Annotated in this window: 21 protein-coding genes; 10 read left to right on the top strand and 11 right to left on the bottom strand. The window is 61.4% G+C overall.

Features of this window, described 5'->3' with window-relative positions:
* Window positions 1-9: 9 nt before the first annotated feature.
* From BTW08_RS05045 to dnaA, 8 genes are all read right to left on the bottom strand, one after another.
* A complete protein-coding gene (locus BTW08_RS05045; protein ID WP_075561435.1) occupies window positions 10-1164 on the bottom strand; it encodes an ABC transporter ATP-binding protein in 1155 nt (384 codons plus the stop codon).
* 7 nt (window positions 1165-1171) lie between these two features.
* Entirely contained in the window at window positions 1172-2047 is an 876-nt protein-coding gene (locus BTW08_RS05050) for a carbohydrate ABC transporter permease (RefSeq protein ID WP_075561436.1), read from the bottom strand.
* On the bottom strand, window positions 2044-2949 hold the full coding sequence (locus tag BTW08_RS05055; protein WP_075561437.1) for a sugar ABC transporter permease: 906 nt from the start codon (window positions 2947-2949) through the stop codon (window positions 2044-2046). The genes BTW08_RS05050 and BTW08_RS05055 overlap by 4 nt, the downstream gene beginning before the upstream one ends.
* 54 nt (window positions 2950-3003) lie before the next feature.
* Window positions 3004-4212, bottom strand: a complete 1209-nt coding sequence (locus BTW08_RS05060) for an ABC transporter substrate-binding protein (protein WP_075561613.1) — start codon at window positions 4210-4212, stop codon at window positions 3004-3006.
* Between the two features lie 604 nt (window positions 4213-4816).
* The gene (gyrB, locus tag BTW08_RS05065) at window positions 4817-7231 is read right to left on the bottom strand and encodes a DNA topoisomerase (ATP-hydrolyzing) subunit B (protein WP_075561438.1); all 2415 of its coding nucleotides are present in this window, start codon (window positions 7229-7231) and stop codon (window positions 4817-4819) included.
* Window positions 7232-7250: 19 nt separating this feature from the next.
* Window positions 7251-8336 (bottom strand): DNA replication/repair protein RecF, encoded by a 1086-nt coding sequence (gene recF, locus BTW08_RS05070; RefSeq protein ID WP_075561439.1) that lies wholly within the window; start codon window positions 8334-8336, stop codon window positions 7251-7253.
* Window positions 8337-8523: 187 nt separating this feature from the next.
* The gene (gene dnaN, locus BTW08_RS05075) at window positions 8524-9627 is read right to left on the bottom strand and encodes a DNA polymerase III subunit beta (RefSeq protein WP_075561440.1); all 1104 of its coding nucleotides are present in this window, start codon (window positions 9625-9627) and stop codon (window positions 8524-8526) included.
* Between the two features lie 184 nt (window positions 9628-9811).
* Window positions 9812-11287 carry a chromosomal replication initiator protein DnaA gene (gene dnaA, locus BTW08_RS05080; RefSeq protein ID WP_075561441.1) on the bottom strand — a complete coding sequence of 492 codons (1476 nt, stop codon included), beginning with the start codon at window positions 11285-11287 and terminating at the stop codon, window positions 9812-9814.
* A gap of 616 nt (window positions 11288-11903) precedes the next feature.
* On the opposite strand from dnaA, the gene rpmH reads away from it, so the two are divergent.
* From rpmH to mnmE, 4 genes are all read left to right on the top strand, one after another.
* Complete coding sequence (gene rpmH / locus BTW08_RS05085) at window positions 11904-12038, top strand: 50S ribosomal protein L34 (RefSeq protein ID WP_011508608.1); 135 nt, start codon at window positions 11904-11906, stop codon at window positions 12036-12038.
* Window positions 12039-12049: 11 nt separating this feature from the next.
* Window positions 12050-12433: a ribonuclease P protein component gene (gene rnpA, locus BTW08_RS05090; RefSeq protein ID WP_075561442.1), complete on the top strand. Its 384-nt coding sequence runs from the start codon at window positions 12050-12052 to the stop codon at window positions 12431-12433.
* Between the two features lie 105 nt (window positions 12434-12538).
* Entirely contained in the window at window positions 12539-14236 is a 1698-nt protein-coding gene (gene yidC / locus BTW08_RS05095; protein WP_075561443.1) for a membrane protein insertase YidC, read from the top strand.
* Window positions 14237-14400: 164 nt separating this feature from the next.
* Window positions 14401-15792 carry a tRNA uridine-5-carboxymethylaminomethyl(34) synthesis GTPase MnmE gene (mnmE, locus tag BTW08_RS05100; protein ID WP_075561444.1) on the top strand — a complete coding sequence of 464 codons (1392 nt, stop codon included), beginning with the start codon at window positions 14401-14403 and terminating at the stop codon, window positions 15790-15792.
* A gap of 6 nt (window positions 15793-15798) precedes the next feature.
* Here mnmE and BTW08_RS05105 read toward each other — a convergent pair whose 3' ends face one another.
* Window positions 15799-16011: a DUF6356 family protein gene (locus BTW08_RS05105; protein WP_075561445.1), complete on the bottom strand. Its 213-nt coding sequence runs from the start codon at window positions 16009-16011 to the stop codon at window positions 15799-15801.
* 113 nt (window positions 16012-16124) lie between these two features.
* Between BTW08_RS05105 and BTW08_RS05110 the strand changes: the two genes are divergently transcribed.
* Complete coding sequence (locus tag BTW08_RS05110; protein WP_075561446.1) at window positions 16125-16592, top strand: Lrp/AsnC family transcriptional regulator; 468 nt, start codon at window positions 16125-16127, stop codon at window positions 16590-16592.
* A gap of 63 nt (window positions 16593-16655) precedes the next feature.
* Here the strand turns inward: BTW08_RS05110 and BTW08_RS05115 are convergent, their stop codons facing one another.
* Window positions 16656-17558: a glycosyltransferase family A protein gene (locus tag BTW08_RS05115; protein ID WP_075561447.1), complete on the bottom strand. Its 903-nt coding sequence runs from the start codon at window positions 17556-17558 to the stop codon at window positions 16656-16658.
* A gap of 249 nt (window positions 17559-17807) precedes the next feature.
* Here BTW08_RS05115 and BTW08_RS05120 point away from each other — a divergent pair, with 249 nt between their 5' ends.
* The gene (locus BTW08_RS05120; RefSeq protein WP_075561448.1) at window positions 17808-19415 is read left to right on the top strand and encodes a hypothetical protein; all 1608 of its coding nucleotides are present in this window, start codon (window positions 17808-17810) and stop codon (window positions 19413-19415) included.
* Window positions 19416-19516: 101 nt separating this feature from the next.
* Here the strand turns inward: BTW08_RS05120 and BTW08_RS05125 are convergent, their stop codons facing one another.
* The gene (locus tag BTW08_RS05125; protein ID WP_075561449.1) at window positions 19517-20935 is read right to left on the bottom strand and encodes a PLP-dependent aminotransferase family protein; all 1419 of its coding nucleotides are present in this window, start codon (window positions 20933-20935) and stop codon (window positions 19517-19519) included.
* 194 nt (window positions 20936-21129) lie between these two features.
* Here BTW08_RS05125 and BTW08_RS05130 point away from each other — a divergent pair, with 194 nt between their 5' ends.
* From BTW08_RS05130 to ggpS, 4 genes are all read left to right on the top strand, one after another.
* Window positions 21130-21390, top strand: coding sequence for a DUF1127 domain-containing protein (locus BTW08_RS05130; RefSeq protein ID WP_083627692.1), 261 nt, complete (start codon window positions 21130-21132; stop codon window positions 21388-21390).
* A gap of 111 nt (window positions 21391-21501) precedes the next feature.
* Entirely contained in the window at window positions 21502-22581 is a 1080-nt protein-coding gene (locus BTW08_RS05135; protein WP_075561450.1) for a biotin/lipoate A/B protein ligase family protein, read from the top strand.
* A 208-nt stretch (window positions 22582-22789) separates the two neighbouring features.
* Complete coding sequence (locus BTW08_RS05140) at window positions 22790-24085, top strand: MFS transporter (protein ID WP_075561451.1); 1296 nt, start codon at window positions 22790-22792, stop codon at window positions 24083-24085.
* Window positions 24086-24185: 100 nt separating this feature from the next.
* Window positions 24186-26465 carry a glucosylglycerol-phosphate synthase gene (ggpS, locus tag BTW08_RS05145; RefSeq protein WP_075561452.1) on the top strand — a complete coding sequence of 760 codons (2280 nt, stop codon included), beginning with the start codon at window positions 24186-24188 and terminating at the stop codon, window positions 26463-26465.
* Window positions 26466-26525: the final 60 nt, after the last annotated feature.

Consider the following 26525-nt stretch of genomic DNA (forward strand, 5'->3'; position numbering starts at 1 on the left):
GTCCGGGCCTCAGACCGTCTCCAGAACGTCATCGACGTCGGCAGTACGCTCGTCGCGAATCCGGCCTTCGGTCTCGGGATCGAACACCACCATGCGCGAGACGTCGAAGGCGAATCGCGCCCGCTCGCCCGGACGTAGCGGCGTACCTGGGCGCATGCGGGCGTTGATATGGGCGCCCCCGAGCGACGTCACCACGTAGAGATCGGCGCCGGTCGGCTCGACCAGCTCGACCGGCAGTTCGGCCTCGTGAATGTTGCCCTCACGGTGATTGGCGCTGGCCGGATCGGTGATCGCCTCGGGCCGCAAGCCGATGATGACATCGCGATCGCACCAGTCACGCAGGGCCTGGCGATCGCGCACGATAGGCAGCGTCAGGGTGGTGTCGCCCGCTATCGCCTGCGCTACCGGCACGCCATCGCGCTCGACGATCCGCGCCTCGATCAGATTCATCGACGGCGAGCCCATGAAACCGGCGACGAACAGATTGTTGGGATCGTCGTAGACCGCCTGCGGCGTGCCCAGCTGCTGGAGCTCGCCACCGCGCATGACGGCGATTCTCGACGCCAGCGTCATCGCCTCGATCTGGTCGTGGGTAACGTAGACGATCGTGGTCCCCAGACGCTGATGGAGCTGCTTGATTTCAGTGCGCATGTCGACGCGCAGCTTGGCATCCAGGTTCGACAACGGTTCGTCGAACAGGAAGAGTTGTGGATCGCGCACCAGCGCTCGCCCCATCGCCACGCGCTGGCGCTGCCCGCCGGAAAGCTGCCCCGGCTTGCGATCGAGTAGGTTCTCGATCTGCAGCAGCTTGGCGACTCGGTCGACCGCTTCGCGACGCTCCTTGCGCGGGACCTTGCGCATCTCCAGCCCGAAGCCGATGTTGCCCGCCACCGTCATGCTCGGATAGAGCGCGTAGGACTGGAACACCATGGCAATGTCGCGCCGTGACGGATGCACGTCATTGATACACCGGCCGTCGAGCAGCAGCTCGCCCTCGCTGATCGAATCGAGTCCGGCGATCATGTTCAGGAGCGTCGACTTGCCACAGCCCGACGGCCCCACCAGGACCAGAAAGTCACCCTGCTCGATCGAGATATCGATGCCCTTGAGGACATGGGTCTCGCCGAAGCGCTTGTGAACGTTATTAATATGCAGAAAGCTCATGTGATCCTCAGCCCTTGACCGATCCCGACATCAACCCGCGCAGGAAATACTTGCCCGCGAGGATATAGACGATGAGCGTCGGCACCGCCGCCACCATCGCCGCCGCCATGTTGACGTTATAGGCCTTCACTCCCGTGGAGCTATTGACCAGATTATTGAGTGCCACCGTGATCGGTGCGCTGTCGCCGGAGGCGAACGAGACGCCGAACAGGAAGTCGTTCCAGACGTTGGTGAACTGCCAGATGATCGTGACCACGATGATCGGCACCGACGCCGGCAGCAGAATCCGAAAGAAAATGACGAAGAAGCCGGCGCCATCGAGCTGTGCCGCCCGCACCAGTTCATCCGGAAAGCTGGCGTAGAAGTTGCGAAAGAACAGCGTGGTAAATCCGATTCCGTAGATGATGTGGACCAGCACCAGGCCCCATGTACTGTTGGCCAGATGCAGAACCCCGAGCATGCGGGCCATCGGCAGCAGAATGATCTGAAACGGAATGAAGCAGCTAAACAGTATCAATCCGAAAACGATCTTGTGGCCGCGAAACTTCCACTTGGTCAGCACGTATCCGTTGAAGGCGCCCAGCAGGCCAGAGATCAATACCGCCGGTATCACGATCTTGATGCTGTTGAAGAAGTAGCCGTGCACCCCATTGCACTCGAGACCGATACAGGCGCTGCCCCACGCTTCTCGCCAAGGAGCGAACGTCCATTCGACGGGTAGCGCCAGCATGTTGCCCTGATGGATCTCGTCCAGTGTCTTGAACGACGTGGTCAGCATGACGTAGAGCGGCAGCAGATAGATGACCGCAAACACCAGCAGAATGGCGTAGAGAATGGCACGCGTGGCAGCGCCCTGGCGTGCGGTGGGAAGTGCGGCACTCATGATCGGGGCTCCCGAAGCTCGGAATAGAGATAGGGGATGATCAGCGCCGCGATCACCGCCAGCATGAATACCGCGCTGGCCGCGGCGATGCCCATCTCGTTGCGCGAGAAGGCGTAGGAGTACATGAAGGTCGCCGGCACCGCCGTGGCATTGCCTGGCCCGCCGCCGGTCATCGCCACGATCAGGTCGAAACTCTTGATTGCCAGATGTGCCAGTACCACGATTGCGCTCATGAAGACCGGCCGCAGCTGGGGAATGATGATGCGCGCATAGATCTTCCAGGCCGGCGCGCCGTCGATCTGGGCGGCCTTGATCATCTCGCCGTCGATACCGCGAAGGCCCGCCAGAAACATCGCCATGACGAAGCCCGTCGCCTGCCACACCGCGGCAATCACTACCGTATAGATCGCCATGTTGGAATCGATCAGCCAGTTGAAGCTGAAACTCTGCCAGCCCAGGTCGTGCATGGTCTTTTCCAACCCCAGTCCGGGATTGAGAAACCACTGCCAGGCGGTACCGGTGACGATGAAGGAGAGCGCCATCGGATAGAGATAGATGGTGCGCAGCACGCCCTCGGCACGGATGCGCTGATCGAGCAGTATCGCCAGCACCAGGCCCAGCACGATACAGCTGACGATGTAGAGAAGCCCGAAGACCCAGATATTGTGCAGCGCGATACCCCAGGTCCAGGAGGTCCACAACCGCGACCATTGATGGAGCCCGACCCAGGTGTAATCCGGCATCATGCCGGAATCGCTGAACGAGATGTAGCTGGTCCAGGCGATGAAGCCGTAGACGAAGAACAGGATCAGGACACAGGACGGCGACAGCACCAGCTTGGGCAGCCAGCGCTGAAGCCGTTCCCGCGCTCCACCGTCCCGATCCGGGGAAGCATTGGACATCGGATCACTCTCGATTCGTGAATGAGAAGCCCCGCCAACGGGCGGGGCCGATCATCAGGACGTTGCGCTCTTCACCGCCATCGCCAGCTGCTCGGCGGCGACATCGCTTGGCATGTCACTGTTGACGAAGGAGGAGATGATGTCGAAGACGGCGTTCTTGACCGACGCCGGCGCCGCGTAGCCGTGTGCCAGGCTACCCATCAAGGTGTGGTTCTTCGCGGCCGACTTGACCTGCTCGTAACCGCGCTGAGCGCAGACATCGAGCTTGTCGGCGGAGAGATCCATCCGTGCCGGCACCGAGCCCTTGAACTGGCTGAAGGTGATCTGGAACTCGGGTGAGCCGATGATCTTGGCCATGGTCTGCTGCATTTTCTGCTGTTCGCTGTCATCGGTATCGAACATGATCATCAGATCGCTGTTGAAGGTCACAGCATCCTGCGTGCCCGGGGTGCGGAAGCACATGAAGTCCTTGCCCGGCTCGAGGTTGGCGTTGAGGAACTCACCCTTCGCCCAGTCGCCCATGATCTGGTAGAGCGCCTTGCCGTTGATCACCATCGCCGTGGCCAGGTTCCAGTCGCGGCCGGGCGAGTTGTCGTCCTTGTACTTCAGCAGCTCGCGCAGATGATCGAACGACTGCGTCATGGTGTCGGAATCGAGCGCCTTGGGGTCGAGATTGATCAGTGCCTGGCGATAGAAATCGGCGCCGCCGGTCGCCAGCACCACGTTCTCGAACACCGTGGTGTCCTGCCATGGCTGACCACCGTAGGCCAGACCGGTATAGCCGGCGTCCTTGGCCTTTTTCAACGAGGCAATGAAATCGTCCCAGGTCTTGGGCTGTTCGATGCCCAATTTGTCCATCAGCGATTTATTGGCCCAGACCCAGTTGGTCGAATGGATCTCGAACGGTGCGCCGATCCAGTGGCCTTCGTACTTGGCGAACTCCTGCAGCGGTTGCGGAAAGACTTCATCCCATTTCCCCGCCTTGGCAACGTCATCGAGCGAACTCAAGGCGTCACGCTCGGCCCAGTCCTGCGCGTCGTAACCCAGCACCTGGGCCGCCGTCGGTGGATTGCCCGAGGTGATACGCGAACGGAGAACCGCCATGGCGTTAGTCCCGGCGCCTCCCGCGACCGGCATATTCTTCCAGCCGATATCCTGGTCCGCCAGACTGTCCTTCAATGCGCCAAGCGCCTTGGCCTCGCCCCCCGACGTCCACCAGTTGAGAACTTCGACCTGATTATCCGTCGAAGTATCAGCCGCCATCGTATTCGTGGATAGCGCCAAAGCGAATGGAAGTAACGCAAATCCCAGCCGATTGACGAGGGTTCTGTTGTGATTGCTGTGCATCCCTTAATTCCTCTTCTTGTTGGGGCAACATCTAGTTCTTTTACGAAACGACCCACATCATCTGACGCACCAAGTGGGATAATTGAGACTATTACCTAACTGCATTTACCTAACAATACAACCATGGACGCACACCCATTCGCCCCACGCTCAGTGAAACGACTTGGTGGCGCTAAAAACGCGGTCTGGCGGTAGATAACGCCGGGCTCTACTCCCTAAGTCGCATCGACCAATAGGTAATGTCGCAAGGACGCCTCTACTTGTTCTATCCGTGCGCCAATGGCTGAATAACTGACAATAGATAATGAGTCACTCGTCCTTGGCGACCCATAAAAATCGGCAACGTATAAGAAACTGTGACGCATAAAAACATCGACACATAAAAACATCGACACATAAAAAAGCGGCCCATCCAAAAAGGATGGGCCGCTCTGTTCGCCGAACTTGTCATATCAGGTCGAAGTGGGCTCGACGCAATGATCGTCGCTATCCGGCTCTCGCCCTGTACATCCAGACGTCCCTACACGTCCAGATTGGCCACCAGGGCAAAACGTTCGATGAAGTCGCGCCGCGGTTCGACCTCGTCACCCATCAGCGTATTGAACATCTGATCGGCGGCAACCGCATCCTCGATGGAAACGCGCAACATGCGCCGGAATTGCGGATCCATGGTGGTTTCCCACAACTGATCCGGGTTCATCTCGCCCAGCCCCTTGTAGCGCTGGATACTGAGGCCGCGCTGCGCTTCGAGCATCAACCACTCGAGGGCATCGTAGAAGTTGTCGATCGGCTTCTGGCGCTCGCCGCGGGCAATATAGGCGCCCTCCTCGATCAGGCCGTCCAGGGTTTCGCCCAGATCGGCCAGCGCCCGGTAATCAACACTACGGAAGAAGTCGATACCCCAGATGTAGTCCGTGGTCACGCCGTGGGCGGTCAACGCCACGCTCGGCAGCCACAGGCCGCGTTCGGTATCTTCTTCCAGCTGGAAGGTATAGCGCGGGCCGCCCTCATGGGCGATCAGCGAGTCCATCTCCACCTGCAGCGCGTCGATCCAGGTCTGCATGGTGCCGCGGTCGTCGAGGTTGCTCTCGTCGAGCTTGACGGCATGGACCATCTTGCGCAGCACGGCGTTCGGGTAGACCCGCGACAGACGATCGATGCGCTTCATCACGTCACGGTACTGGTTGACCAGCGACTCCAGATGCTCACCGCCAATCCCCGGGGCATCGGCATTGACGTAGAGCCGACCGCCATCCAGCGCCGTGGCGGTCAGATAGTCGGTCATCGCCTGCTCGTCCTTCAGATACATCTCCTGCTTGCCGCGCTTGATCTTGTAGAGCGGCGGCTGGGCGATGAACACATGACCCCGCTCGATCAGCTCCGGCATCTGGCGGAAGAAGAAAGTCAGCAGCAGCGTGCGGATGTGCGACCCATCGACGTCGGCATCGGTCATGATGATGATCGAGTGGTAGCGCAGCTTGTCCGGGTTGAACTCTTCGCGGCCGATCCCGCAGCCCAGGGCGGTGATCAGCGTGCCAACCTCGGCGGAAGAGAGCATCTTGTCGAAGCGCGCCTTCTCGACGTTGAGGATCTTGCCCTTCAGCGGCAGGATCGCCTGGGTACGCCGATCGCGACCCTGCTTGGCACTGCCGCCGGCCGAATCACCCTCGACCAGATAGAGTTCGGAAAGGCTCGGATCCTTCTCCTGGCAGTCGGCCAGCTTGCCCGGCAGCCCGGCAATATCCAGCGCGCCCTTGCGCCGCGTCATGTCGCGGGCCTTGCGCGCGGCTTCACGCGCCCGCGCCGCATCGATCATCTTGCTGACGATCGCCTTGGCTTCGTTGGGATGCTCGATCAGATAATCGGAGAACTGTCGGCTCAACTCCTGGTCAACGGCCGTCTTGACCTCGGAGGAGACCAGCTTGTCCTTGGTCTGCGAGGAGAACTTGGGGTCCGGGACCTTGACCGAGATGATCGCGGTGAGTCCTTCGCGCGCGTCATCGCCCGCGGTGGCGACCTTGGCCTTCTTCTGGATGTCTTCCGCTTCAATGTAGCTGTTGAGCGTACGTGTCAGCGCCGCGCGGAAACCCGCCATGTGGGTGCCGCCATCGCGCTGCGGAATGTTGTTGGTGTAGCAGAAGACATTCTCGGTGAAGGTGTCGTTCCACTGCATCGCCACTTCCACGGCGATGCCGTCTTCGCGCTGCATCTCGAAGTGGAAGACCGGATTGATGGCGGTGCGGTTGGTATTGAGGTGATCGACGAACGCCTTGAGGCCACCTTCGTAGTGGAACAGCTCTTCGCGGCCGTCGCGCTCGTCGACCAGCCGGATGGCCACGCCGGAGTTCAGAAACGACAGCTCGCGCAGACGCTTGGCGAGGATATCGTAGTGAAATTCGATGTTGGCGAAGGTGTCGCTCGACGGCTTGAAGCTGATCTGGGTACCGGATTTCTCGGTATCGCCGACGATCGCCAGTGGTGCCTGCGGTACGCCGTGCTTGTAGATCTGCTCGTGAACCTGATTGTTGCGCCAGATCACCAGCTTGAGCTGCTCGGAGAGCGCGTTGACCACCGAAATACCGACCCCGTGCAGGCCACCGGAGACCTTGTAGGAGTTATCGTCGAACTTACCCCCGGCGTGCAGCACGGTCATGATCACTTCGGCGGCAGAAACGCCTTCGTCGTGAATGTCCGTGGGAATGCCGCGGCCATCGTCGGAAACGGTGATCGACTCGTCCGGATGGATGACGATCCGGATCTCGCTGCAATGACCGGCCAGCGCTTCGTCGATGGAGTTGTCGACGACTTCGAACACCATGTGGTGCAGCCCGGTGCCGTCATCGGTGTCGCCGATGTACATGCCGGGACGCTTGCGCACCGCGTCCAGTCCCTTGAGAACCTTGATGCTCGATGAATCGTAGGCCTGTTCGCTCATTGCTCACTCCGTGGTGAAATCATTCCGAATGCAGCCGTCCGCCGGCGAGTTGCGACGCCACCACATCCGTGTCTGGCTGCCAGACGTCGGCCAGCGCCTCGCGATCGACGCTGGTGATGAAGACCTGGCAGTTGAGCCGCTCGAGCCATTGGCAGAAGATCCGCCGATGGTCGCCGTCGAGCTCCGCCGGCAGGTCATCGATCAAATAGAGGCAGGTTCGGCCACTCAACTGCTCGAGCAGCTGCCCCTGGGCCAGTTTCAACGCGCTCACGACCAGCTTCTGCTGACCGCGCGACAGCACTTCGACCGCCGCATGGCGTCCGACGCGAATTCGCAGGTCGGCGCGCTGCGGCCCCTGTTGGGTAAAACCCATCTGGCGATCGGTATCGCGTCCAGCTTCGAAGACCTCTAGCAAGGCTCGCTGGCGATCCCAACCCCGCGAGTAGCGCAAGGTCAGATCCGGCAGCGGTAACAGTGCCGCCAGGGTCTCCTCGAAGACCGGCGCGAAGCGCGCCATGTAGTCCTCGCGCAGACTGTCCAGACGCTCGCTCCAGTGCGCCAGTTCGCGCTCCCAGATACGTATCGACTGAGCATCGATTCTATCATGCCTGAGCAGCGCATTCCGATGTTTCAAGGCCCTTCTGACGCGTTTCCAGGCATCCAGAAAGTCGCGTTCGGCGTGGAATACGCCCCAATCGAGAAACTCGCGCCGTGAAGCCGGGGAGCCCTCGAGCAGACGAAAGGCATCGGGGTTGATCAACTGCAGCGGCAGCGCTTCGGCCAACTGGGTTATCCGCGCCGCGCGCTCTCCGTTGACTCGAATGTCGAGTTCGGCGCTATCACGCCGACGACGCACCCCGATCGGCAGCGGCGGATCACCCGCCAACCGGCCGAACAGCGTGGTCTCTTCAGCGTCGTGATCGATCAGCGACTTGAGTTTCTGTGTCCGAAAGGAGCGCGCCATGCCGAGTACATGAATGCCTTCCAGCAGCGACGTCTTGCCGCTACCGTTGGCACCGCTGATCAGATTGATATGCGGCCCCGGCGCCATTTCCAGCGCGCCAAGATTACGCAGGCCTTGGAAACTCAACCGATCAAGCGGCATGGCACATGACAACTCATGGCAAGAGACGAGAGGAAACGCCCGACCACTCGCCCACCGCGGAAGACGTTGGCGAGCGATGATCAGGCGCGGCAAACATCGGCGAACCGGCGGAGCTTATGGGGGTATAAGTGAGCAAGGTTCGCCGATTTTTAACAAAGCATGATCGAGCGCAGCCACGTCCCTGCACTCAAAGGCGCATCGGCATGACGACGTAACGGGCATCACCCCCACCCGGCTCTTCCATCAGCGCGCTGCTGTTGGAGTCCGACAACGTCATCTGCATGCGATCGGCATCCAGCACGTTGAGCACATCGATCAGATAGCCGACGTTGAAACCGATCTCCAGCGCATCGCCGGAATATTCGATGCTGACGTTCTCTTCGGCTTCTTCCTGCTCGGGGTTGTTGGCCATCACCTTGAGGTTGTTCTCCTCGAGGTGCAGGCGCACGCCGCGGTATTTCTCGTTGGAGAGAATCGCGGTACGGGCGAGGTTCTGGCGCAGCTCGCCGCGTTCGGCGATGAAGACCTTGTCGCCACCCTTGGGGATGACCCGGTCGTAGTCCGGGAACTTGCCGTCGACCAGCTTGGAGGTGAAGGTGAATTCGCCGGTATTGGCGCGGATATGGTTGGAGCCCAGCATCAGTTCGACCGGTTCGTCACTGCCGTCGAGCAGTCGGGTCAGTTCCAGCACGCCCTTGCGCGGCACGATCAGCTTGCGCGAGGTTTCCATCTCGATGTCGGCACTGCGTTCACACACCGCCAGACGGTGCCCGTCGGTGGCAACCGTACGTACCAGATGATCGGCCAGCTCCAGCAGCATGCCGTTGAGGTAATAGCGCACGTCCTGCTGCGCCATGGCAAACGACGTCGCATCGATCAGATACTTCAGCGTGCCCCGCGGCAGCGACAGCGTGGTGTCGTTCTGACCGTCTTCGATATTGGGGAACTCGGCCACCGGCAGCGTGGACAGCGTGAAGCGCGAACGCCCGGCGCGCAGCACGACCCGCCCGTCTTCCAGCGAAAAGCTGATGTCCGACTGATCCGGCAGCGACTTGCAGATGTCCATCAGCTTGCGCGCCGGCACGGTCACGGAACCGGGCTCGTCGACCAGCGCCGGCGTCGCGCGGCCGATCAATTCCACCTCGAGATCGGTGCCGGTCAGCGCCAACTGGTTGTCCTGGACTTCGATCAGCACATTGGAGAGAACCGGCAGCGTCTGACGGCGCTCTACCACCCCGGCCACCAGTGTCAGCGGGCGCAGCAGGGCTTCGCGAGAGATGGAAAATTTCATTGGGGCTCCGTAGTTGGAATGAATCTAAGCTGAAGCAATAGTTCCCGGCCGGCTCGATGGACCTGAACGCGAACGATCCCGCATGGGGATCGCCGATGTAAGCTCTCGGACCGCGCCGTCCCATTCTTGCCTCGCCGGACGCCGCCCGCAATCCCTTACGGGCTCGAATTCACGGCGCAGTGGCTCAACTGGTCAACAATCGCATCAGATTCTTGTAGTCCTCGCGAATGTCCGCACTCTCTTCTTTCAGCGCCACGACCTTGCGGCAGGCATGCAGCACGGTCGTGTGATCGCGCCCGCCGAAGGCGTCGCCGATCTCCGGCAGACTGTGATTGGTCAGCTCCTTGGCCAGCGCCATCGCCACCTGACGCGGCCGCGCCACCGAGCGAGAGCGGCGCTTGGAGAGCAGGTCCGCGAGCTTGATCTTGTAGTACTCCGCCACCGTACGCTGGATATTCTCGATACCGACCTGCTTGTCCTGCAGCGCCAGCAGATCCTTGAGCGATTCGCGGATGAAGTCCTGAGTGATCGTCTTGCCCATGAAGTGGGAGTCGGCGATCACCTTCTTGAGCGCGCCTTCCAGTTCGCGCACGTTGGAACGGATCTTCTGGGCGATGAAGAACGCGGCATCGTGGGGAAGATCGACCTTGGCCTGATCGGCCTTTTTCATCAGGATCGCCACACGCGTCTCGAGCTCAGGCGGCTCGATCGCCACCGTCAGGCCCCAGCCGAAGCGGGATTTCAGCCGCTCTTCGACACCGCTAATCTCCTTGGGATAACGGTCCGAGGTCAGGATCATCTGCTGCCCGCCTTCCAGCAGAGCGTTGAACGTATGGAAGAACTCCTCCTGGGAACGCTCCTTGCCGGCAAAGAACTGGATATCGTCGATCAGCAGGGCATCGACGCTGCGGTAGAAACGCTTGAAGTCGTTGATCGCGTTGAGCTGCAGCGCCTTGACCATGTCGGCGACGAAACGCTCGGAGTGAAGATAGACGACCTTGGCGTTGTCGCGAAGCCCAGCCAGATGATTGCCCACCGCGTGCATCAGGTGGGTCTTGCCCAGCCCCACGCCCCCGTAGAGAAACAGCGGGTTGTAGGCACCGCCGGGGTTTTCCGAGACCTGCCGCGAGGCGGCACGCGCCAGCTGGTTCGACTTGCCCTCGACAAACGTTTCGAAGGTGAAGTTCGAATTGAGACCATTGCCGTGCTTGAGCCCACCTTCGACCTGAACCTGGCGCTCTCTGCCTCGCCGGCCGCTCTCTTCGCGGGATCGGTCGAGCTGACGCTCCTCCGCCGCCTCGCTCGAACGCGATTCGGTCTGCACGCTGGGCGCGGCCGCCTGTCGCTGGGACGGACGGCTGGGCGCGGAAACCGGTGCCCCCAGATCCCGCGGCGATACCGCTGCGGCCCGGCGACTGCCGACCGTCAGCTGCACCTTGGGAGGCTTGCTGCTGGACGTGGATTCACGCAACAGTTCATTGATTCGCTTCAGATACTTATCGCTGACCCAGTCACGTACGAAGCGATTGGGGGCGAGAAGACAGAGCTCGTCCATTTCGCCGTCCTCTGCCTGCAGAGGACGAATCCAGGTATTGAATTGCTGAGAGCTCAATTCGTCCTGCAGCGAGTTCAGACATTGTTGCCAGAGAGCGACAGACACACGACCTCACCGAACGTTGGGAAATGGAATCGAAAAAACGGCCGCACATTGTAGCGTCGGCCCGTCAGGTTATCCACACGATGTCGAAATCTCGACCAACTGTGGATAACTGAAGGATAGCAAGGTGACAATCCTGTGGATTCTACGGTATAGGATGGGGAAACATCGACGCAGCGTCGTTCGCCCACGTTTCCCTGAGCGCATTCATCCCCGCACTATACACCGCCTTCACGCACTTTCCCCACAACCTGAAATAAAGCATAACTCATTGTTTTACATGTGCATAAATGAGTTATTAACAACTGTTATCCCCATTGTTAACCACATGGTGTGATTGACAGAGTGGAGAAATCGCGATCTCGCCGCTCGGCCGAGGAATCAAAATCGATCGCTCATCGCGACAACGCCAAGGGCTGCCAGCCGACGAAATCGAGCAGGGCGGGCCGCCATTCGAGCCTGGTCCGGGTGTGGATAATTCACGGAAAAATTGCACCCGAACTACGGATTCACTAGAATTCCCGCTCTTGAGTCGAGTGAGCCCGCTCCCGTTGCGCGTGCCGGGCACCCCGCTTCAACCCGTTTTCTTTAGAAATCAACTAATTGGGAATCAGCAGCTATGAAACGCACCTTCCAGCCCAGCGTTCTGAAGCGTAAGCGCGTCCACGGTTTTCGCGCCCGCATGGCCACCAAGAACGGCCGCCAAGTCCTTGCTCGTCGTCGCGCCAAAGGCCGTAAGCGTCTCAGCGCCTGATCGGACACCGGGTGCCCGATCAGCGTTTTCCCCGGCAGCTGCGTTTGCTGACAGCCGGGGACTACAAGCACGTTTTCGACCACGCTCCCTATAAGGTCCACGGTAAAGGAATACTGGCGTTGGCCCGTCCCAACGCACTGGGCCATCCGCGGATCGGGTTGATCTTCAGCAAGAAGAACGTGCGCCGTGCCGTCGACCGCAATCGCCTCAAGCGTCTTGTGCGCGAGTCCGTTCGCCATCAGCAACATCGTTTACCGGCAGTGGATATCGTCATACTCGCGCGACGAGGATTGCACGAGCAGGATAACGCCAGCGTCTCTCGTCAGCTCAATGGCATGTGGCGGCGTCTGGAAAAATCCGCTCGTCAGACGCAACAGGACGTTTCGTCTTCTTGATCGGACATCCCCGCGTCAAAGGCCGGGGAGCACCGGCAAATGCTGCCGGTCGTCCGCCGATGCCCGGCGCCCACTGACCCATTCCCCTACCGGGCAGACCCCTATATGGATTTGAAACGCCTCCTTTTCGTGATTCCTCTGGCCGTGCTGGCCTATCTGCTGATCATGCAGTGGAATCAGGACTACGGTCAGAACGTCGTGAACAACCCGGCGCCGGAGATGGCGGCTTCATCGGGTGGCAACAATAGCGGTGAAGACGGCGATGTCGGTGCGCTCTCTGCACCTACCGGCAGCGACGGCAAGGCCAAGCCGATTCAGGACGACATGCCCGCCGACGCCGATACCGCGCAAGGCAGCAACCTGATTCAGGTCCAGAGCGATGTGCTCGATCTGCGCATCAATCCCAATGGCGGCGACATCGTCTATGCCGCGCTGTTCGGACATGATCAGGCCCTCGACTCCGACACCCCTTTCGTACTGCTCAGCGACAACAAGGTGCGCAGTTACGTGGCCAAGTCCGGTCTGCAGATCGAAGGCCATTCGGGGCGCATCGCGTTCACTGCCGATCGCAACAGCTACCAGCTCAGCGAAGGTCAGGATTCGATCAACGTCGACCTGCACGGCAGCGTCAACGGCGTCGACATCGTCAAGCGCTTCGTCATCAATCGCGACGACTACGCCGTCAAGGTCGAGTACCGGATCGACAACGAGAGCCAGCAGCCGGTAACGGCACGCTTTATCGGCCAGTTGGCACGCGACCAGAGCCCGGATCCGGCCAGCGGTTCCGGCGTCGGCATGCACTCGTTCCTGGGTGCCGCGTTCTCCTCGCCGGACGAGCACTACAGCAAGGTCAAGTTCGACGATATCCGTGACGGCGACTTCCAGAATCGAGACGTGAAAGGTGGCTGGGTCGCGGTGATTCAGCACTACTTCACCTCGGCGTGGGTGCCGAACCCGGATCAGCAGAATCTCTACTACGGCAATGTCGACAACCGCGACCGTACTGTCGCCGCCTTCGCCGGCCCCAACCAGACGATCGAGCCCGGGCAGCAGACATCGCTCGACGCCACGCTGTTCGTGGGACCGAAGGTGCAGGCGCGCCTCGAAGCGGTAGCTCCGCATCTAGAGCTGACCGTCGATTTCGGCTGGCTGTGGTTCCTGGCCAACCCGCTGTTCTGGCTGCTGACGAAGATCCACGCTCTGATCGGCAACTGGGGCTGGTCCATCGTCCTGCTGACCGTCTGCGTCAAGATCGTGCTGTTCCCGCTCGCCGCCAAGGCCTACAAGTCGATGGCGCGGATGCGCAAGATGGGTCCGGAGATGAAGCGGCTCAAGGAGCAGTACGGCGACGACCGCCAGCGCATGTCGCAGGAGATGATGAAGTTCTACAAGAAGGAGAAGATCAATCCTCTTGGCGGCTGCCTGCCGATGGTCATCCAGATGCCGGTGTTCATCGCGCTCTACTGGATGTTGATGGAGTCGGTCGAGCTGCGCCACGCGCCGTTCATGCTCTGGATTCAGGACCTGTCGGCCAAGGATCCGTACTTCATCCTGCCGATCATCATGGGCGGCACCATGCTGCTCCAGCAGTTCCTGAACCCGACACCGCCGGACCCGATGCAGGCGAAGATCATGAAGATGCTGCCGATCGTCTTCACCTTCTTCTTCCTGTGGTTCCCGGCGGGCCTGGTGATCTACTGGGTCGTGAACAACAGCATCTCGATCCTGCAGCAGTGGTTCATTACCAACAAGGTGATGAAGGACGACGCAGGTGGCGGCAAGGCGGTGAAAGCCAAAGGCTGACGCTCGATCGGAGCCTGCCGCAACGTCCAGACCCTCGCTTCGGCGAGGGTCTGGCGTTTCAGGCCTTGGCGTTTCAGGCTCTGGGTTTCCGCACTGGCATTACACCGAGAGGCCCCGGACAATGCCCGCCAAGCCGGCCACGATATCGATTCTTGGAGAAGCTCATGAACGCCTCGCTCCCCTCTACCGACGCGCCGCTGTACCGCCAGGACACCATCGCCGCCCTGGCGACCCCTCCGGGACGCGGCGGCGTCGGCATCGTGCGTGTCTCCGGGCCCTCGGCGAGCGCCTTGGCGGAAACCATCCTCGGCCACCAGCCGACGCCTCGCTACGCCCACTACGGGCCTTTCCAGGGTGAAGGCAGCGTCATCGACGAGGGCATCGCGCTCTACTTCCCCGGCCCCCACTCGTTCACCGGTGAAGACGTGCTGGAGCTTCAGGGGCACGGCGGGCCGGTGCTGATGGACATGCTGCTGGAGCGCTGTGTGCAACTCGGCGCGCGGCTGGCCCGCCCGGGTGAATTCTCCGAGCGCGCGTTTCTCAACGACAAGCTCGACCTGGCCCAGGCCGAGGCCATCGCCGATCTGATCGACGCCAGCTCCCGCGCCGCGGCTGAAAACGCCCTGCGCTCGTTGCAGGGCGAGTTCTCCCAGCGTGTCTCGCAGCTGGTCGGCGAGCTGATACAGCTGCGCCTCTACGTGGAGGCCGCGATCGATTTTCCCGAGGAAGAGATCGATTTTCTCGCCGACGGCGTGGTCGCCACCAGGCTGGCTACGCTGCGGCAGACACTGGAAGCCGTCCGTGCCGCTGCCAATCAGGGCTCGCTGATGCGCGAGGGAATGAACGTGGTGATCGCGGGGCGGCCCAACGCCGGCAAGTCCAGCCTGCTCAATCGCCTGACCGAGCGCGATAGCGCCATCGTCACCGAGATCGAAGGCACCACTCGCGATGTCTTGCGCGAGCACATCCATCTCGACGGCATGCCGCTGCACGTGATCGATACCGCCGGCCTGCGCGACACCCCGGATGCCGTGGAGAAGATCGGCGTCCAGCGCGCGTGGGCGGAGATCGAGAAGGCGGATCGCGTACTGCTGCTGGTCGACGCGCGCGAAACGGACTCGCTCGATCCTGTCGAGATCTGGCCGGAATTCGTCGAACGGCTACCCGATCCCGGGCGTTTGACACTGGTGCGCAACAAGATCGATCAAAGCGGCGAAGGAAGCGACTTCGATCTATCCACAACTCCTCCGGTGATTCGAATCTCGGCGGAAACCGGAGTGGGTGTGGATAACCTGAAAGCCCACCTCAAGGCCGTGATGGGCTTCGACGCCACCACCGAGGGCCGCTTCTCAGCTCGCCGTCGCCACCTCGACGCGCTGGAACGCGCCGCGCTGGCGTTGGCCAACGGCACCGCGCAGCTCGAAGGCGCCGCTGCCGGCGAACTGCTTGCCGAGGATCTGCGTGACGCCCAGCACTCTCTCAACGAGATCACCGGCGAGTTCACCGCCGACGACCTGCTCGGCGAAATCTTCGGTAGCTTCTGCATCGGCAAGTGAACCGACTCAGGGGCGCCGCTGAAGCCGCGTATGAAGCTGGGTGATGATTCGGCTGGCGGTGGATTCGAACAGGAACGGCAGCACGGCGTGAATCGACGCCGCCAGACCCGCCAGCAGCAGTTGCCCGGCAAAGGCACCGGCGAAGCGCAGGTGTTCGAAGTAGCTTTCCTCCACCGAGGCGGGATGATCGGTAAACAGGCGGGTCAGGCGAAGGGACATGTCTCGGCTCCGGCAGGATCGATGGTCGGTTCTCACCAGCCTATCCAAGTGCGCCGCCGATTTTATCCCGAACTTCCTTCCTGAAACCGAAAATTTGGGATATATATCCCAACATGACACCTGAACTGGATAATTTCGACCACCGCCTTCTCGATGCGCTGCAACAAGACAGCACGCTCTCGGTCGAGGCGTTGTCGGAACGCGTGAATCTCTCCCGCAATGCCTGCTGGCGTCGCGTCAAGGCGCTCGAGTCGCGCGGCGTGATACGCGGGCGGGTCGCGCTGCTCGATCCCGAGCGGGTCGGCTGTGGCCTCACGGTACTGATCCAGATTCGCACCGATCGCCATGATCCGGCGTGGCTGGAAGCCTTCCGAAATGCGGTCGAGACCCTGCCGGAAATCGTCGACGTATGGCGGACCAGTGGCGAACTGGACTACGTGCTGCGCGCTCGTATCGCCGACGTCAAAGCCTATGATCGGCTCTATCAGCGTCTGATCGCTCGGGTGTCGCTGGCCGACGTCTCGGCCTCATTCGTGATGGAAGAGATCAAGAGTACGACGCGCGTGCCGCTTCCCCCCTGATCGATCCACGATGGCTTCGGGATGGCCGCTGTCGCTTCATCAGTTTGAGCCTCGGGAGTGTCTTCAGGCATGCCCCGAGCGCCGGGAAAGACGACGCCGTAGCCGCCGGGACTGCTGACAGACCCAGCTCCATGCCCGCGGCGGCGGGATAGCGGCATCGAGCTGAGGATAAAGGACTTTCAGCGCCTGGAGCTGGCGGCGGTCACGGACCGGACGCTGCTCGACGTAGTGTGTCTTGCCATCGGGACGCTGGCGATACACCGTCCAGTCGTTTTCACCGTGATTGATCACATAGACCGCCATCGCGTCTCTGAAAGGTGCCAGTGGACGTCCTGCCGCCTCGGCGACCTCGGCATAATGGATGTGATTCAAGAAGCGGCTGTAGTAGCGCGATTTGTCGCCTTTCTCCAGTGGCAGCTCATCCGGCTCGAAGTAGATGACCGCGCACGAGCCACAGTAGCGCCAGAAGGGATTTTGCTTTTCGGTACACTCGCGATAATGGCCGGTCGCGGTATTGAACATCCACCCGCGTTCGATCAAATAGCCGCGGCGATTGTCATCACTCAGCACTTTCTCGACCAGCTCCGGATGGATCAGATCGTCGGCATCCAGCGGCATGAAATAGACGCCATCGGTCACCTCCTTGGCAAGTTCATGCCCCAGTCGGCGCTTTTTCTTGTGCTTGTCACTGCGCGGCTTTCCCTGCTCATCCACGGGAGGCGCAAACCCTGCCTGGAGGAAGCGAACGTTCAGCCCCCGGGTATCGATATCCGGAATATCATGACAGGAGATCAGCACTCGGAAATCGTTCCGGGTCTGACGCGCCAGACTATCCAGCGTGCGTGCCAGGTTGTCGCAAACCTGTGTCCAATTCAGCGCGCTGGCACGTGCGCGCAGCGGTATACCGAAGTAAAAACGGATCGGCTGATCCGAGTGATCGGACCCGCCGTGTTCAGGTGCTGACATGTTTCATCCCGGTGTAAGTGGGCCGCCTTGGCGTATTCCAGAGCGCGATGATCGAATAATTCACGGTAACAGTCACGCAGACCGGGGTAAGAGATTGTGGTCGCGATGGAGTGCGCGTACCTGAAGCGCTCGTGATGGCCACTCGTGGCCGACTTCGGTGCCAAGCAAAACGGAAACCGGTGAACGTTTGCCTACGCCGTCAGATACCTTAAGGTGGGCATCGCGGAACATGACAGGGACGATACGACAGTGACGGATTCGGTATTTCTTTTCTCAAGCGCCACCGGGATACCGGATCGCTGGTTCAGCGGCTACTGCTTTGCCGGCCGGGATTTCATTGCGGACGCCGAGGGAGCCCGCCAGTACCGGGAGGCGACCGGTCTCGAGGTACCTTTCGGAGAAGACGGCTGCTACGTCGCCATCGTTCCTCACGGAAATGGTCGGATGATCGGCGCCGACTTCAAGGGCTACAAACATCTGTATTACTACACCCAGGATCGTGTCTGGGCTTTTTCCAACTCCCTGATGGCGCTGGTGAGCCACCTGCGTGAGCAAGGCGTATCGCTCACGGTGGATCGTGCCCAGCTCCGGGCCTGGAGCCACCCCAAGCCTTTCACCGCGCAGCCGGCATCGTTTTCCACGGCAGTCAGCGAGATCCGGATTCTGCCGTCTTTTTACCGTCTCGACCTTGCAGAAGGCCAGTTGAGCCCCGTCGCACGCGAGCTTCCTGAGCCGGGTGCCTATGCCGGCGCGTTGAAGCAGTATCTGGAAATCTGGCTGTCGCGCATCAGCGGCCTGATGCATGAGGGCAGGTTGTCACTGATTGCCGATCTCACCGGCGGGCGCGATTCGCGCGCGCTGCTGAGCTTTTTCCTGGCCGCGCGTGAACGACTGGGCATCGCGCAGGCGACGACGAACCTTTATCTGCGAGCCGATAAAAAGCCGCGGCTGGCCAAAGATCTGGCCATCGCGCAGGCACTGGCCAGGCATTATGATCTGCGACTCAATCAGAAAACGCCCAAGCCGTTGCCGCTGGCGGCTCATCACGCCTACGAGGATTGGAAAGCGCTGTGCCTGGGCATTTATACCCCGGTCTATTTCCCTTACACGCTCAACTCTTCACGCCACATCTATTTCGGCGGCGGGGGTGGCGAGTCTCATCGTCCCTTCTATCCGCTGATCGCGCCGGAACAGTATCTTCGCAGCAAGCAGAAAGGCTTTGCCGAGAAAGCGCTCGTTGCCCGCTGGCAGCAGGACGTGCTCGGGGCAGTCGACACGCTGCAGCGGCGCAACCCGGCTGACATCCATCCGCTGATTCTTCACTACCGGGAGTTTCGCGACCGCTTTCACGTGGGGCGCACGCTGCAGTACTACATCATGTGCGCGCCGCTGGGCAGCCGCTGGCTGATGGCCTGTTCCGACGTCTGTACCCGAGAGCATCTGGAGAGCAACCAGATCCTTTACGACATCATGGCAAACCTGGCTCCCGGCCTTGCCGAGCACCCCTATGACGAAGATTACAAAAGCCCCTCCCCCGACAATCTGGCTCGCGTTACCCGTGTCTCGCTCGACGACGACCTGCCAGTGGGCCGAGTGTTTGGTGGGGAAGCGGAGGCGACGCAGTACACCGGCGAGAGCACGATCAAGCAGTGCATCGCACAGCTACGCGACGATCTGGCGGAACGACGCGCAGATATCCTGGCGGCCGGCATCGAGCTGGCCGAGGTCGAGGAGACCCTGGCCCAGTTGGATGCCGCGGTCGACAAGGGCGGCTTCAATCACTCGAGCGAAGGGCGCCGCGCCGCCTGGCTATTGTTGGCCGGTGAGCTGCACCACCAGATCGGCCGTTATCGATAATGCGACAAGATCGGATGCACCGAATCGTTCGCAAGATGCGTGTCGTCAGCGCCGAACCGGGATCGGGCCGCCCGCAGACCGACGGAGATCCAGCGTCACCCTCAGCCCCCCGCGCTTTCCGGGTCGGAGAGTATTCGCCCTATGCCTCTGATCGCCTGTCGGATCGCGTCGTCGAATAGTGAGTAGTTGATTCTCAGGCAATGCCGATACTTGCCGGTGGCCGAGAACATCACTCCGGGCGCGATGCGGATACCTTCCACCATCAGGCGTTGATTGAGCGCCACCGAGTCGACCCCGGGATCCAGTTCGATCCACAGCATGAATCCGCCCTCGGGATAGCTGACTCGGGTGGAAGCGGGAAACACGTCGACGATAAGATCCAGCGCCGCATTGCGATTGCGCTGGTACTGCGCCCGCATCTTTCTCAGGTGTGGCTCGAAGTGCCCCTCCCGGATGAACTCGGCAACCGCCATCTGCCCTTGCGTGGCGGTGGATCCGGTACCGACGTATTTCATGTGCAAGGCACGTTCGAGATAACGCCCCGGCGCCATCCAGCCGAGACGCAGACCCGGTGCCAGCGTCTTGGAGAACGAGCTGCAGAGCAGCACGCGCCCATCGTCATCGAAGGACTTGATCGTCGGCGGACGCGGGAAGCCATAGGCCAGGTCGCCGTAGACATCGTCTTCGATGATCGCCACGTCGAAGCGTTGCGCCAACGCGTAGAGCGCCCGCTTGCGTTCGATCGACAGCGTATAGCCCAGCGGATTGTTGCAGGTTGGGGTGATCTGGATCGCACGAATCGGCCACTGCTCCAGCGCCAGTTCCAGCGCTTCCAGACTGATCCCGTGTTCGGGGTCGGTGGGTATTTCCATCGCCTTCATGCCGTAGGCCCGTATCGCCTGCAGCGCGCCGTAGAAGCTGGGGGAATCCACGGCGATGATGCCACCGGGCTCGCACACCGCTCGCATGGCGATCGAGATCGCCTCGTGGCAGCCGGTGGTCACGACCAGCTCCTCCGGATGCAGCCGACAGCCGTGGCCGATCGCGAGTCTGGCGATCTGTTCGCGCAACTCCAGGCGACCGTGCAGGGTGTCGTAGTTGAGCCCGACCAGATCCTGACGACGGCTGACCCGCGCAAGCGAGCGCAGCAACGGCTTCAGCGTCGACGCATCGATATCCGGCATACCCCGCCCCAAATGAACGACGTGGGTATCGGGCAAGATGCAGGTCCCCTCGCGCACCTGCTCCCACTGCGATACCTCGACCGGTCGCTGCGCGGTTCGCCCGGCCGGCGGTGGCATCGGCCGCTCCCGCTGGGGCGAGACGAAGTAGCCTGATTTGGGACGCGCCTCGATCAGCTGCGCATCCTCGAGCTGGTGATAGGCCTGCTGAACGGTGGAGAGACTGACGCCGTGGGATGCCGCCAGCGAGCGTACCGACGGCAGGCGATCGGCGGGCTGATAGTAGCCTGCCTCGATACGCTCGCGTAGATGGTCGGCCAGTCGTTCGTAGCGGTGCATGAGGCGTCTCCTTGAAGCTCTGCCTCATTGTGTATGGCAGCTTTCGAGAGAACACGATACAGATTGGAGCGAAATGCGGCATACAGCCGCGTTCCCAGAACATCTGTATCGCAAAACTTTCGAATTCCTGGATCTGTATGGCTGATCCGTCCCGCCGTAGCTTGAACCCATCGTTCAGCGAGCGGGAGTCCGTCATGCGCCTTGCCCTGTTTTCCCCTTTTTCACTAATCGTCGCCCACCGTAAAGGGGCAGCGTCCAGATCGACCGCCATTGCCGGCTCAGATCGTTTACCTGAGCGTCGCCCCTATCGCCCCTATAGCCCCTATCGCCCGAGCCCATGGCAGCGCTGGCGCACACGCCAGCAGCTGGCACGATTGGATGAACGGCAGTTGAAGGATATCGGCCTGACACCAGCCCAGGCTCGACGCGAGAGTCATCGGCCCTTCTGGCGCTAGCTTCCGTACCGGTAAGGTGTCGGTATAGAGCTTCCAAGCTCTGATTCGTCACGTGACTTCGAGCGTGGGGGCTATACTGGCTCCTCGAACAGTGCTGCTCGAGGAGCCGGAATGACGGAGTCGAATGAGGGTCGTGAAACCGTACATCACGGCGAGTACAAGGTGCCGGGCGGGAAACTGCTGGTGGCGGACGTCACGGTACGTGAAGGGCGCTTGGCTTCGGTGCAGCTGTCCGGGGATTTCTTCCTCGAGCCCGACGAGGCGCTGGAGGCGATCAACCGCGCCCTGGTCGGCGCGTCAATCGATGCCGATGCCAATACGTTGATCGCCAGAATTCAATCCGCGCTGCTGCCACAGACCGAAATGGTCGGGCTTTCGGTGCCCGCTATCGCCACCGTCATTCGGCGCGCACTCTCCCGGACTTCGGACTGGCGAGATCATCGCTTCGGCCTGATCCACCGCGCGCCGGAATCACCGCTGCTGCACATGGCGCTGGACGAAGTGCTGACCCGCGAAGTGGCGGCGGCGCGGCGCGGGCCGACCCTGCGCGTGTGGGAATGGGACCGTGCAGCGATCATCATCGGCGTGTTCCAGTCGCTGGCCAACGAAGTCGACGCCGAGGCCGCCGGCCACGCCGGTATCGAGGTCGTGCGTCGTATCAGCGGCGGCGGCGCCATGTTCGTCGAGCCGGGCAACACCATCACCTGGTCGCTGATCGTGCCGGAAACTCTGGTTCAGGGGCTCACCTTCGTCGAAAGCTACGCCTTTCTCGATGAATGGGTAATCCAAGCGCTGGGCGACATGGGCATCACCGCCTGGTACGTGCCGATCAACGACATCACCTCTCCCGGCGGCAAGATCGCCGGCGCCGCCCAGAAGCGGATCAACGGCGCGGTGCTGCATCACGTCACCATGGCCTACGACATCGACGCCGAGAAACTGACCCGCGTGCTGCGGATCGGCCGCGAAAAGCTCTCCGACAAGGGCACCACCAGCGCCGGCAAGCGCGTCGATCCGCTCAAGCGCCAGACGGGTCTCGCGCGTGAGGAGATCATCCAGCGCATGATCGAATCGTTTGCCGCACGTTTCACGCTGGAACCGGATGCGCTGACCGAGAACGAGCGGGATGCAGCGAACATTCTGGCGAACGACAAATTCGCCAGCGAGGCGTGGCTTCGCCGCGTGCCGTGATTCCTTGCAGCGGCATGGCGTTTGGCTGCTAAGCTGAATCGAATCAGCCAATCAGCACCATTCGAGTGCACATGATCGAATAACCTCGATTATGGCTAAGATCATAAAACGATAATATCATCTTATAATAACAACGGTTTTACCGAATTCCAGGGACTTCGGCACGCTTACTGCATGAATGCATTCAAGCCATGGCAAGGAGAAAGCTATGTGGTCGTTGTTACGACCCATTCGTGCGTTGCTGGGCAGCGTGGCGCTGCTGTTGCTCGGCAATGGCCTGATCAACACCCTGCTGACACTGCGCGGCGCCGACGAAGGTTTTTCGACCAGTCTGATCGGCCTCATCATGTCCGGGTACTTCATCGGCTTCATTGGCGGTACCTGGATCAGCGGCCGGCTGATCAAGCGCATGGGGCATATCCGCACCTTTGCGTTCTGTGCCGGGCTCTGCGCCTCGGCGGCCCTGCTTCACCTGATATTCATCAACCCCTGGGTGTGGCTGGGTCTGCGGGTGATCTACGGTCTTTCGTTCATCACGCTGATGACGGTGATCGAAAGCTGGCTCAACAGCCAGGCCGCCAGCCATCAGCGAGGCCGGGTCTTCGCGATCTACATGGTGGTCAACCTGGGCGCGCTGGCCATCGCCCAACAGATCCTGCGCCTGGATAGCCCCGACGGCTTCCTGCTGTTCGCGCTGGCATCGATCCTGATCAGTTGGGCCCTGCTGCCGATCACGATCACCAAACGCAGCCAGCCGGTCATTCCGGCACGACCCAAGAGCAGTCTCAAGGCATTGCTCGGGTTCGCGCCGCTGGCCGTCGCCGCCTCGGCGATGTCCGGTCTTGCCATGGGCGCGTTCTGGACCCTGACGCCGGTCTACGCGCGGAGTGTCGGATTCGATGTCGCCGGCGTCGGCGTGGTGATGAGCTGCGCCATCGTTGGCGGCGCGCTGCTGCAGATACCCATCGGTCGATTCTCCGATACTCACGATCGCCCGCGGGTCATGACCTACGTGGTGATTCTGGCCGCGATCGCTGCCGTCGCCATGCCGTTCGCGCCCAACCAGCTGACCCTGCTCGGGCTATATTTCCTGTGGGGCGGTTTGTCGTTCTCCATCTATCCGATTGCCGTGGCTCAGCTGATCGATCAGTTGCATCCCGACGAAATCGTGGCCGGCTCAGCTGATATGCTGGTGGTTCAGGGAGCCGGGAGCGCCGTCGCGCCGATTCTGGCCGGGGTCATCATGCATAGCGTTGGCGATCAGGGGCTGCCACTCTACATTGCGACAGTCATGGCGCTGCTGGCGGCCTATGCCATCTATCGTCGTCGTCACGTATCGGTGCTGGTCAGCGGGGATACGGCCCATTTCGAACCCATGACACCGACCAGTAGCCAAGCTCTGGAGATGATGTACGACGACGTGCAGAAGGATCTGTTCGCCGACCCCAGTTTCTACGAAGAGCACGAACGCCAGCGAATCGTCGAGATGGCCGGCAGGACCTGACCCTGAATCTGAATCTGGGCCAACGTCACTCGACGAACGCACGAACCGCTCGCGCAGGGAAAATCGCCCCGGTCCACAGAGGCCGGGCAGGAGGAAAAACATGTTACTTGCAACCGATCTCGACGGCACTTTTCTCGGCGGCGATCCCGAAGCCCGCCTCAGCCTCTATCAGACCATCGCCGCGCACCCGGATATCAAGCTCGCCTATATCAGTGGCCGCAGCCTGGAGGCGATTCTGCCGCTGCTGTCGGACCCCACGCTGCCCCAGCCGGACTACATCGTCGCCGACGTGGGCGCCAGCCTCTATTACGGCGACAACCTGCAGTCCATCCAGCCGCTGCAGAACGAGATCGATGCGAGCTGGCCCGGCGAATCTCGCATCGCCAGCGCCATGCAGCGCTTTCCCGATATCGTGCGCCAGGACGAACCGCAGCTACGTCGCTGCTCCTACTACTGCCCGCCCGAGCTCGCCAAGGACCAGGCGCTGACGAAACTGGCCCAGGAGCTGGACTGCGAGATGCTCTACTCGGCCGGCCGCTATCTTGACTTCCTGCCCAAGGGCGTCAACAAGGGCAGCAGCCTGAAGAAGCTGGTCGAATGGATCGAGATCGACGCCGAAGAAGTGCTGGTCGCCGGCGACACCATGAACGATCTCGCCATGCTGACCGCCGGATTCAAGTCCGTGTGCGTCGGCGGTTCGGAACCCGCACTGCTCGAACAGACCCAGAATCAGACTCGCGTGATGCATGCCGAAGAAACCGGCTGTGGCGGCATCATCGAGGCGTTCGCCCATTTCGGCTTTCTCGGCGCCCATGGCGTCGCGGCGGAAAACCGTCGCGACGAGACGCAGACCGGCAAGGCCGAACTGGTGATGGTGTATCACCGGCTTCCTTACGAGGAGTACCGGGTCGACGGCAAGATCCAGCGTCGCCGTCCGACATCGCCCAACGGCATCATCCCGACGTTGCTGAGTTTCTTCGCCAACCAGCGCGGTTCGTGGATTGCGTGGTCGATCTACGAGGAGGATGACGAAGAGGATTTCGTGACTCACACCAGTGTCGACGCCAAGCAGTATCCGCTGCTGACCGCGGCCCGGGTGCCGCTGACCAAGGTCCAGGTCGACACCTTCTACAAGCGCTTCTCCAAGGAGGCCTTCTGGCCGACGCTGCACACCTTCTGGGAGCGGGCGCACTTTCGTGAAGACGACTGGGAAGTCTACTGCGAGGTCAATCGCGCCTTCGCCGAACGCACCGCCGAGGAAGCCGCCGAGGGCGCGCTGATCTGGATTCACGACTACAACCTGTGGATGGTGCCGGCATACCTGCGCGAGATGCGACCGGATCTGCGGATCGCCTTCTTCCACCACACCTATTTCCCGTCGGCGGACGTGTTCAACGTGCTGCCGTGGCGCCGCGAGATCATCGGCAGTCTGCTCCAGTGCGACTACGTCGCCTTCCATATTCCGCGCCAGGTCGAGAACTTCGTCGACGTCGCCCGCGGCGTCGTGCCGCTGACCACGCTCTCCCGGCAGAGCTGCGCGCCGCGCTTTCTGACCTACGGCTGCGCCGTGGGCCTGGAGACGATGACCACCGCAGTCGATACCGGCTCTCGCGTCGTCCGTCTGGGTGCGCACCCGGTCGGATTGGATATCGGCCGGATCCAGAATGCGTTGGAAATGGAGGGTGCCAGCTCGCGCATGGCGGAGCTGAGAGAAGAGTTCAGCGGGGTCAAGCTGATCCTGTCGGTGGAACGCCTCGATTACACCAAGGGGGTTCTCGAGAAACTGCAGGCCTACGAGCTGCTGCTCGACGAGAATCCGGAGCTGCGTGGCAAGGTGACGCTGGTCAGCATCTGCGTGCCCGCGGCCCGGGAAATGACGATCTACAACGAGCTGCAGACGCAGATCGAGCAGACCATCGGCCATATCAACGGGCGCTTCGCCGATGTGGGCTGGACCCCGGTGCAGTTCTATTTCCGCGGTTTCCCGTTCGAGGAAGTCGTGGCCTGGTACGCCATGGCCGACGTGATGTGGATCACCCCGCTGCGCGACGGTCTCAATCTGGTCGCCAAGGAGTTCGCTGCCACCCAGGGTATGACCCAGGGCTGCGGCGTACTGGTGCTGTCGGAATTCGCCGGTGCCGCCGCCGAATTGAAAGGCGCGATTCTGACCAACCCGCACGACCGCCGCGATCTTGCCAGGACCTGCTACCTGGCCCTCAATCTACCGCGGGCCGATGCCGAAGCGCGTCTGCGCCAGCTCAACGATATCGTCAGCTACAACGATATCCGGCGTTGGGGCGACGAATTCATCGCCGCGATCAAGGGCGAGGAACCCGAAGGCACCGAAAGCCCCGCCAACCCGTCAACGAACCTGATCTAGGCATCGCGACGAGTACTGGTTTCGGGGGGCTGTGCAAGCACGGCGGCGCTCGACGCCGCC

The sequence above is a fragment of the Salinicola sp. MH3R3-1 genome (assembly GCF_001937155.1).
In the GTDB taxonomy this organism is placed as follows: Bacteria; Pseudomonadota; Gammaproteobacteria; order Pseudomonadales; family Halomonadaceae; genus Salinicola; species Salinicola halophyticus.

Excerpts from the sequence above, each read along its gene's own strand:
- BTW08_RS05110 (WP_075561446.1), top strand. The coding sequence starts at position 16,125 with ATGACACCTGAACTGGATAATTTCGACCACCGCCTTCTCGATGCGCTG.
- BTW08_RS05135 (WP_075561450.1), top strand. The coding sequence starts at position 21,502 with ATGACGGAGTCGAATGAGGGTCGTGAAACCGTACATCACGGCGAGTAC.
- yidC (WP_075561443.1), top strand. The coding sequence starts at position 12,539 with ATGGATTTGAAACGCCTCCTTTTCGTGATTCCTCTGGCCGTGCTGGCC.
- BTW08_RS05140 (WP_075561451.1), top strand. The coding sequence starts at position 22,790 with ATGTGGTCGTTGTTACGACCCATTCGTGCGTTGCTGGGCAGCGTGGCG.
- ggpS (WP_075561452.1), top strand. The coding sequence starts at position 24,186 with ATGTTACTTGCAACCGATCTCGACGGCACTTTTCTCGGCGGCGATCCC.
- BTW08_RS05050 (WP_075561436.1), bottom strand. The coding sequence starts at position 2,047 with ATGAGTGCCGCACTTCCCACCGCACGCCAGGGCGCTGCCACGCGTGCC.
- gyrB (WP_075561438.1), bottom strand. The coding sequence starts at position 7,231 with ATGAGCGAACAGGCCTACGATTCATCGAGCATCAAGGTTCTCAAGGGA.
- BTW08_RS05045 (WP_075561435.1), bottom strand. The coding sequence starts at position 1,164 with ATGAGCTTTCTGCATATTAATAACGTTCACAAGCGCTTCGGCGAGACC.
- rpmH (WP_011508608.1), top strand. The coding sequence starts at position 11,904 with ATGAAACGCACCTTCCAGCCCAGCGTTCTGAAGCGTAAGCGCGTCCAC.
- BTW08_RS05115 (WP_075561447.1), bottom strand. The coding sequence starts at position 17,558 with ATGTCAGCACCTGAACACGGCGGGTCCGATCACTCGGATCAGCCGATC.
- mnmE (WP_075561444.1), top strand. The coding sequence starts at position 14,401 with ATGAACGCCTCGCTCCCCTCTACCGACGCGCCGCTGTACCGCCAGGAC.
- recF (WP_075561439.1), bottom strand. The coding sequence starts at position 8,336 with ATGCCGCTTGATCGGTTGAGTTTCCAAGGCCTGCGTAATCTTGGCGCG.
- BTW08_RS05055 (WP_075561437.1), bottom strand. The coding sequence starts at position 2,949 with ATGTCCAATGCTTCCCCGGATCGGGACGGTGGAGCGCGGGAACGGCTT.
- BTW08_RS05060 (WP_075561613.1), bottom strand. The coding sequence starts at position 4,212 with ATGGCGGCTGATACTTCGACGGATAATCAGGTCGAAGTTCTCAACTGG.
- dnaN (WP_075561440.1), bottom strand. The coding sequence starts at position 9,627 with ATGAAATTTTCCATCTCTCGCGAAGCCCTGCTGCGCCCGCTGACACTG.
- BTW08_RS05125 (WP_075561449.1), bottom strand. The coding sequence starts at position 20,935 with ATGCACCGCTACGAACGACTGGCCGACCATCTACGCGAGCGTATCGAG.
- BTW08_RS05130 (WP_083627692.1), top strand. The coding sequence starts at position 21,130 with ATGCGCCTTGCCCTGTTTTCCCCTTTTTCACTAATCGTCGCCCACCGT.
- BTW08_RS05105 (WP_075561445.1), bottom strand. The coding sequence starts at position 16,011 with ATGTCCCTTCGCCTGACCCGCCTGTTTACCGATCATCCCGCCTCGGTG.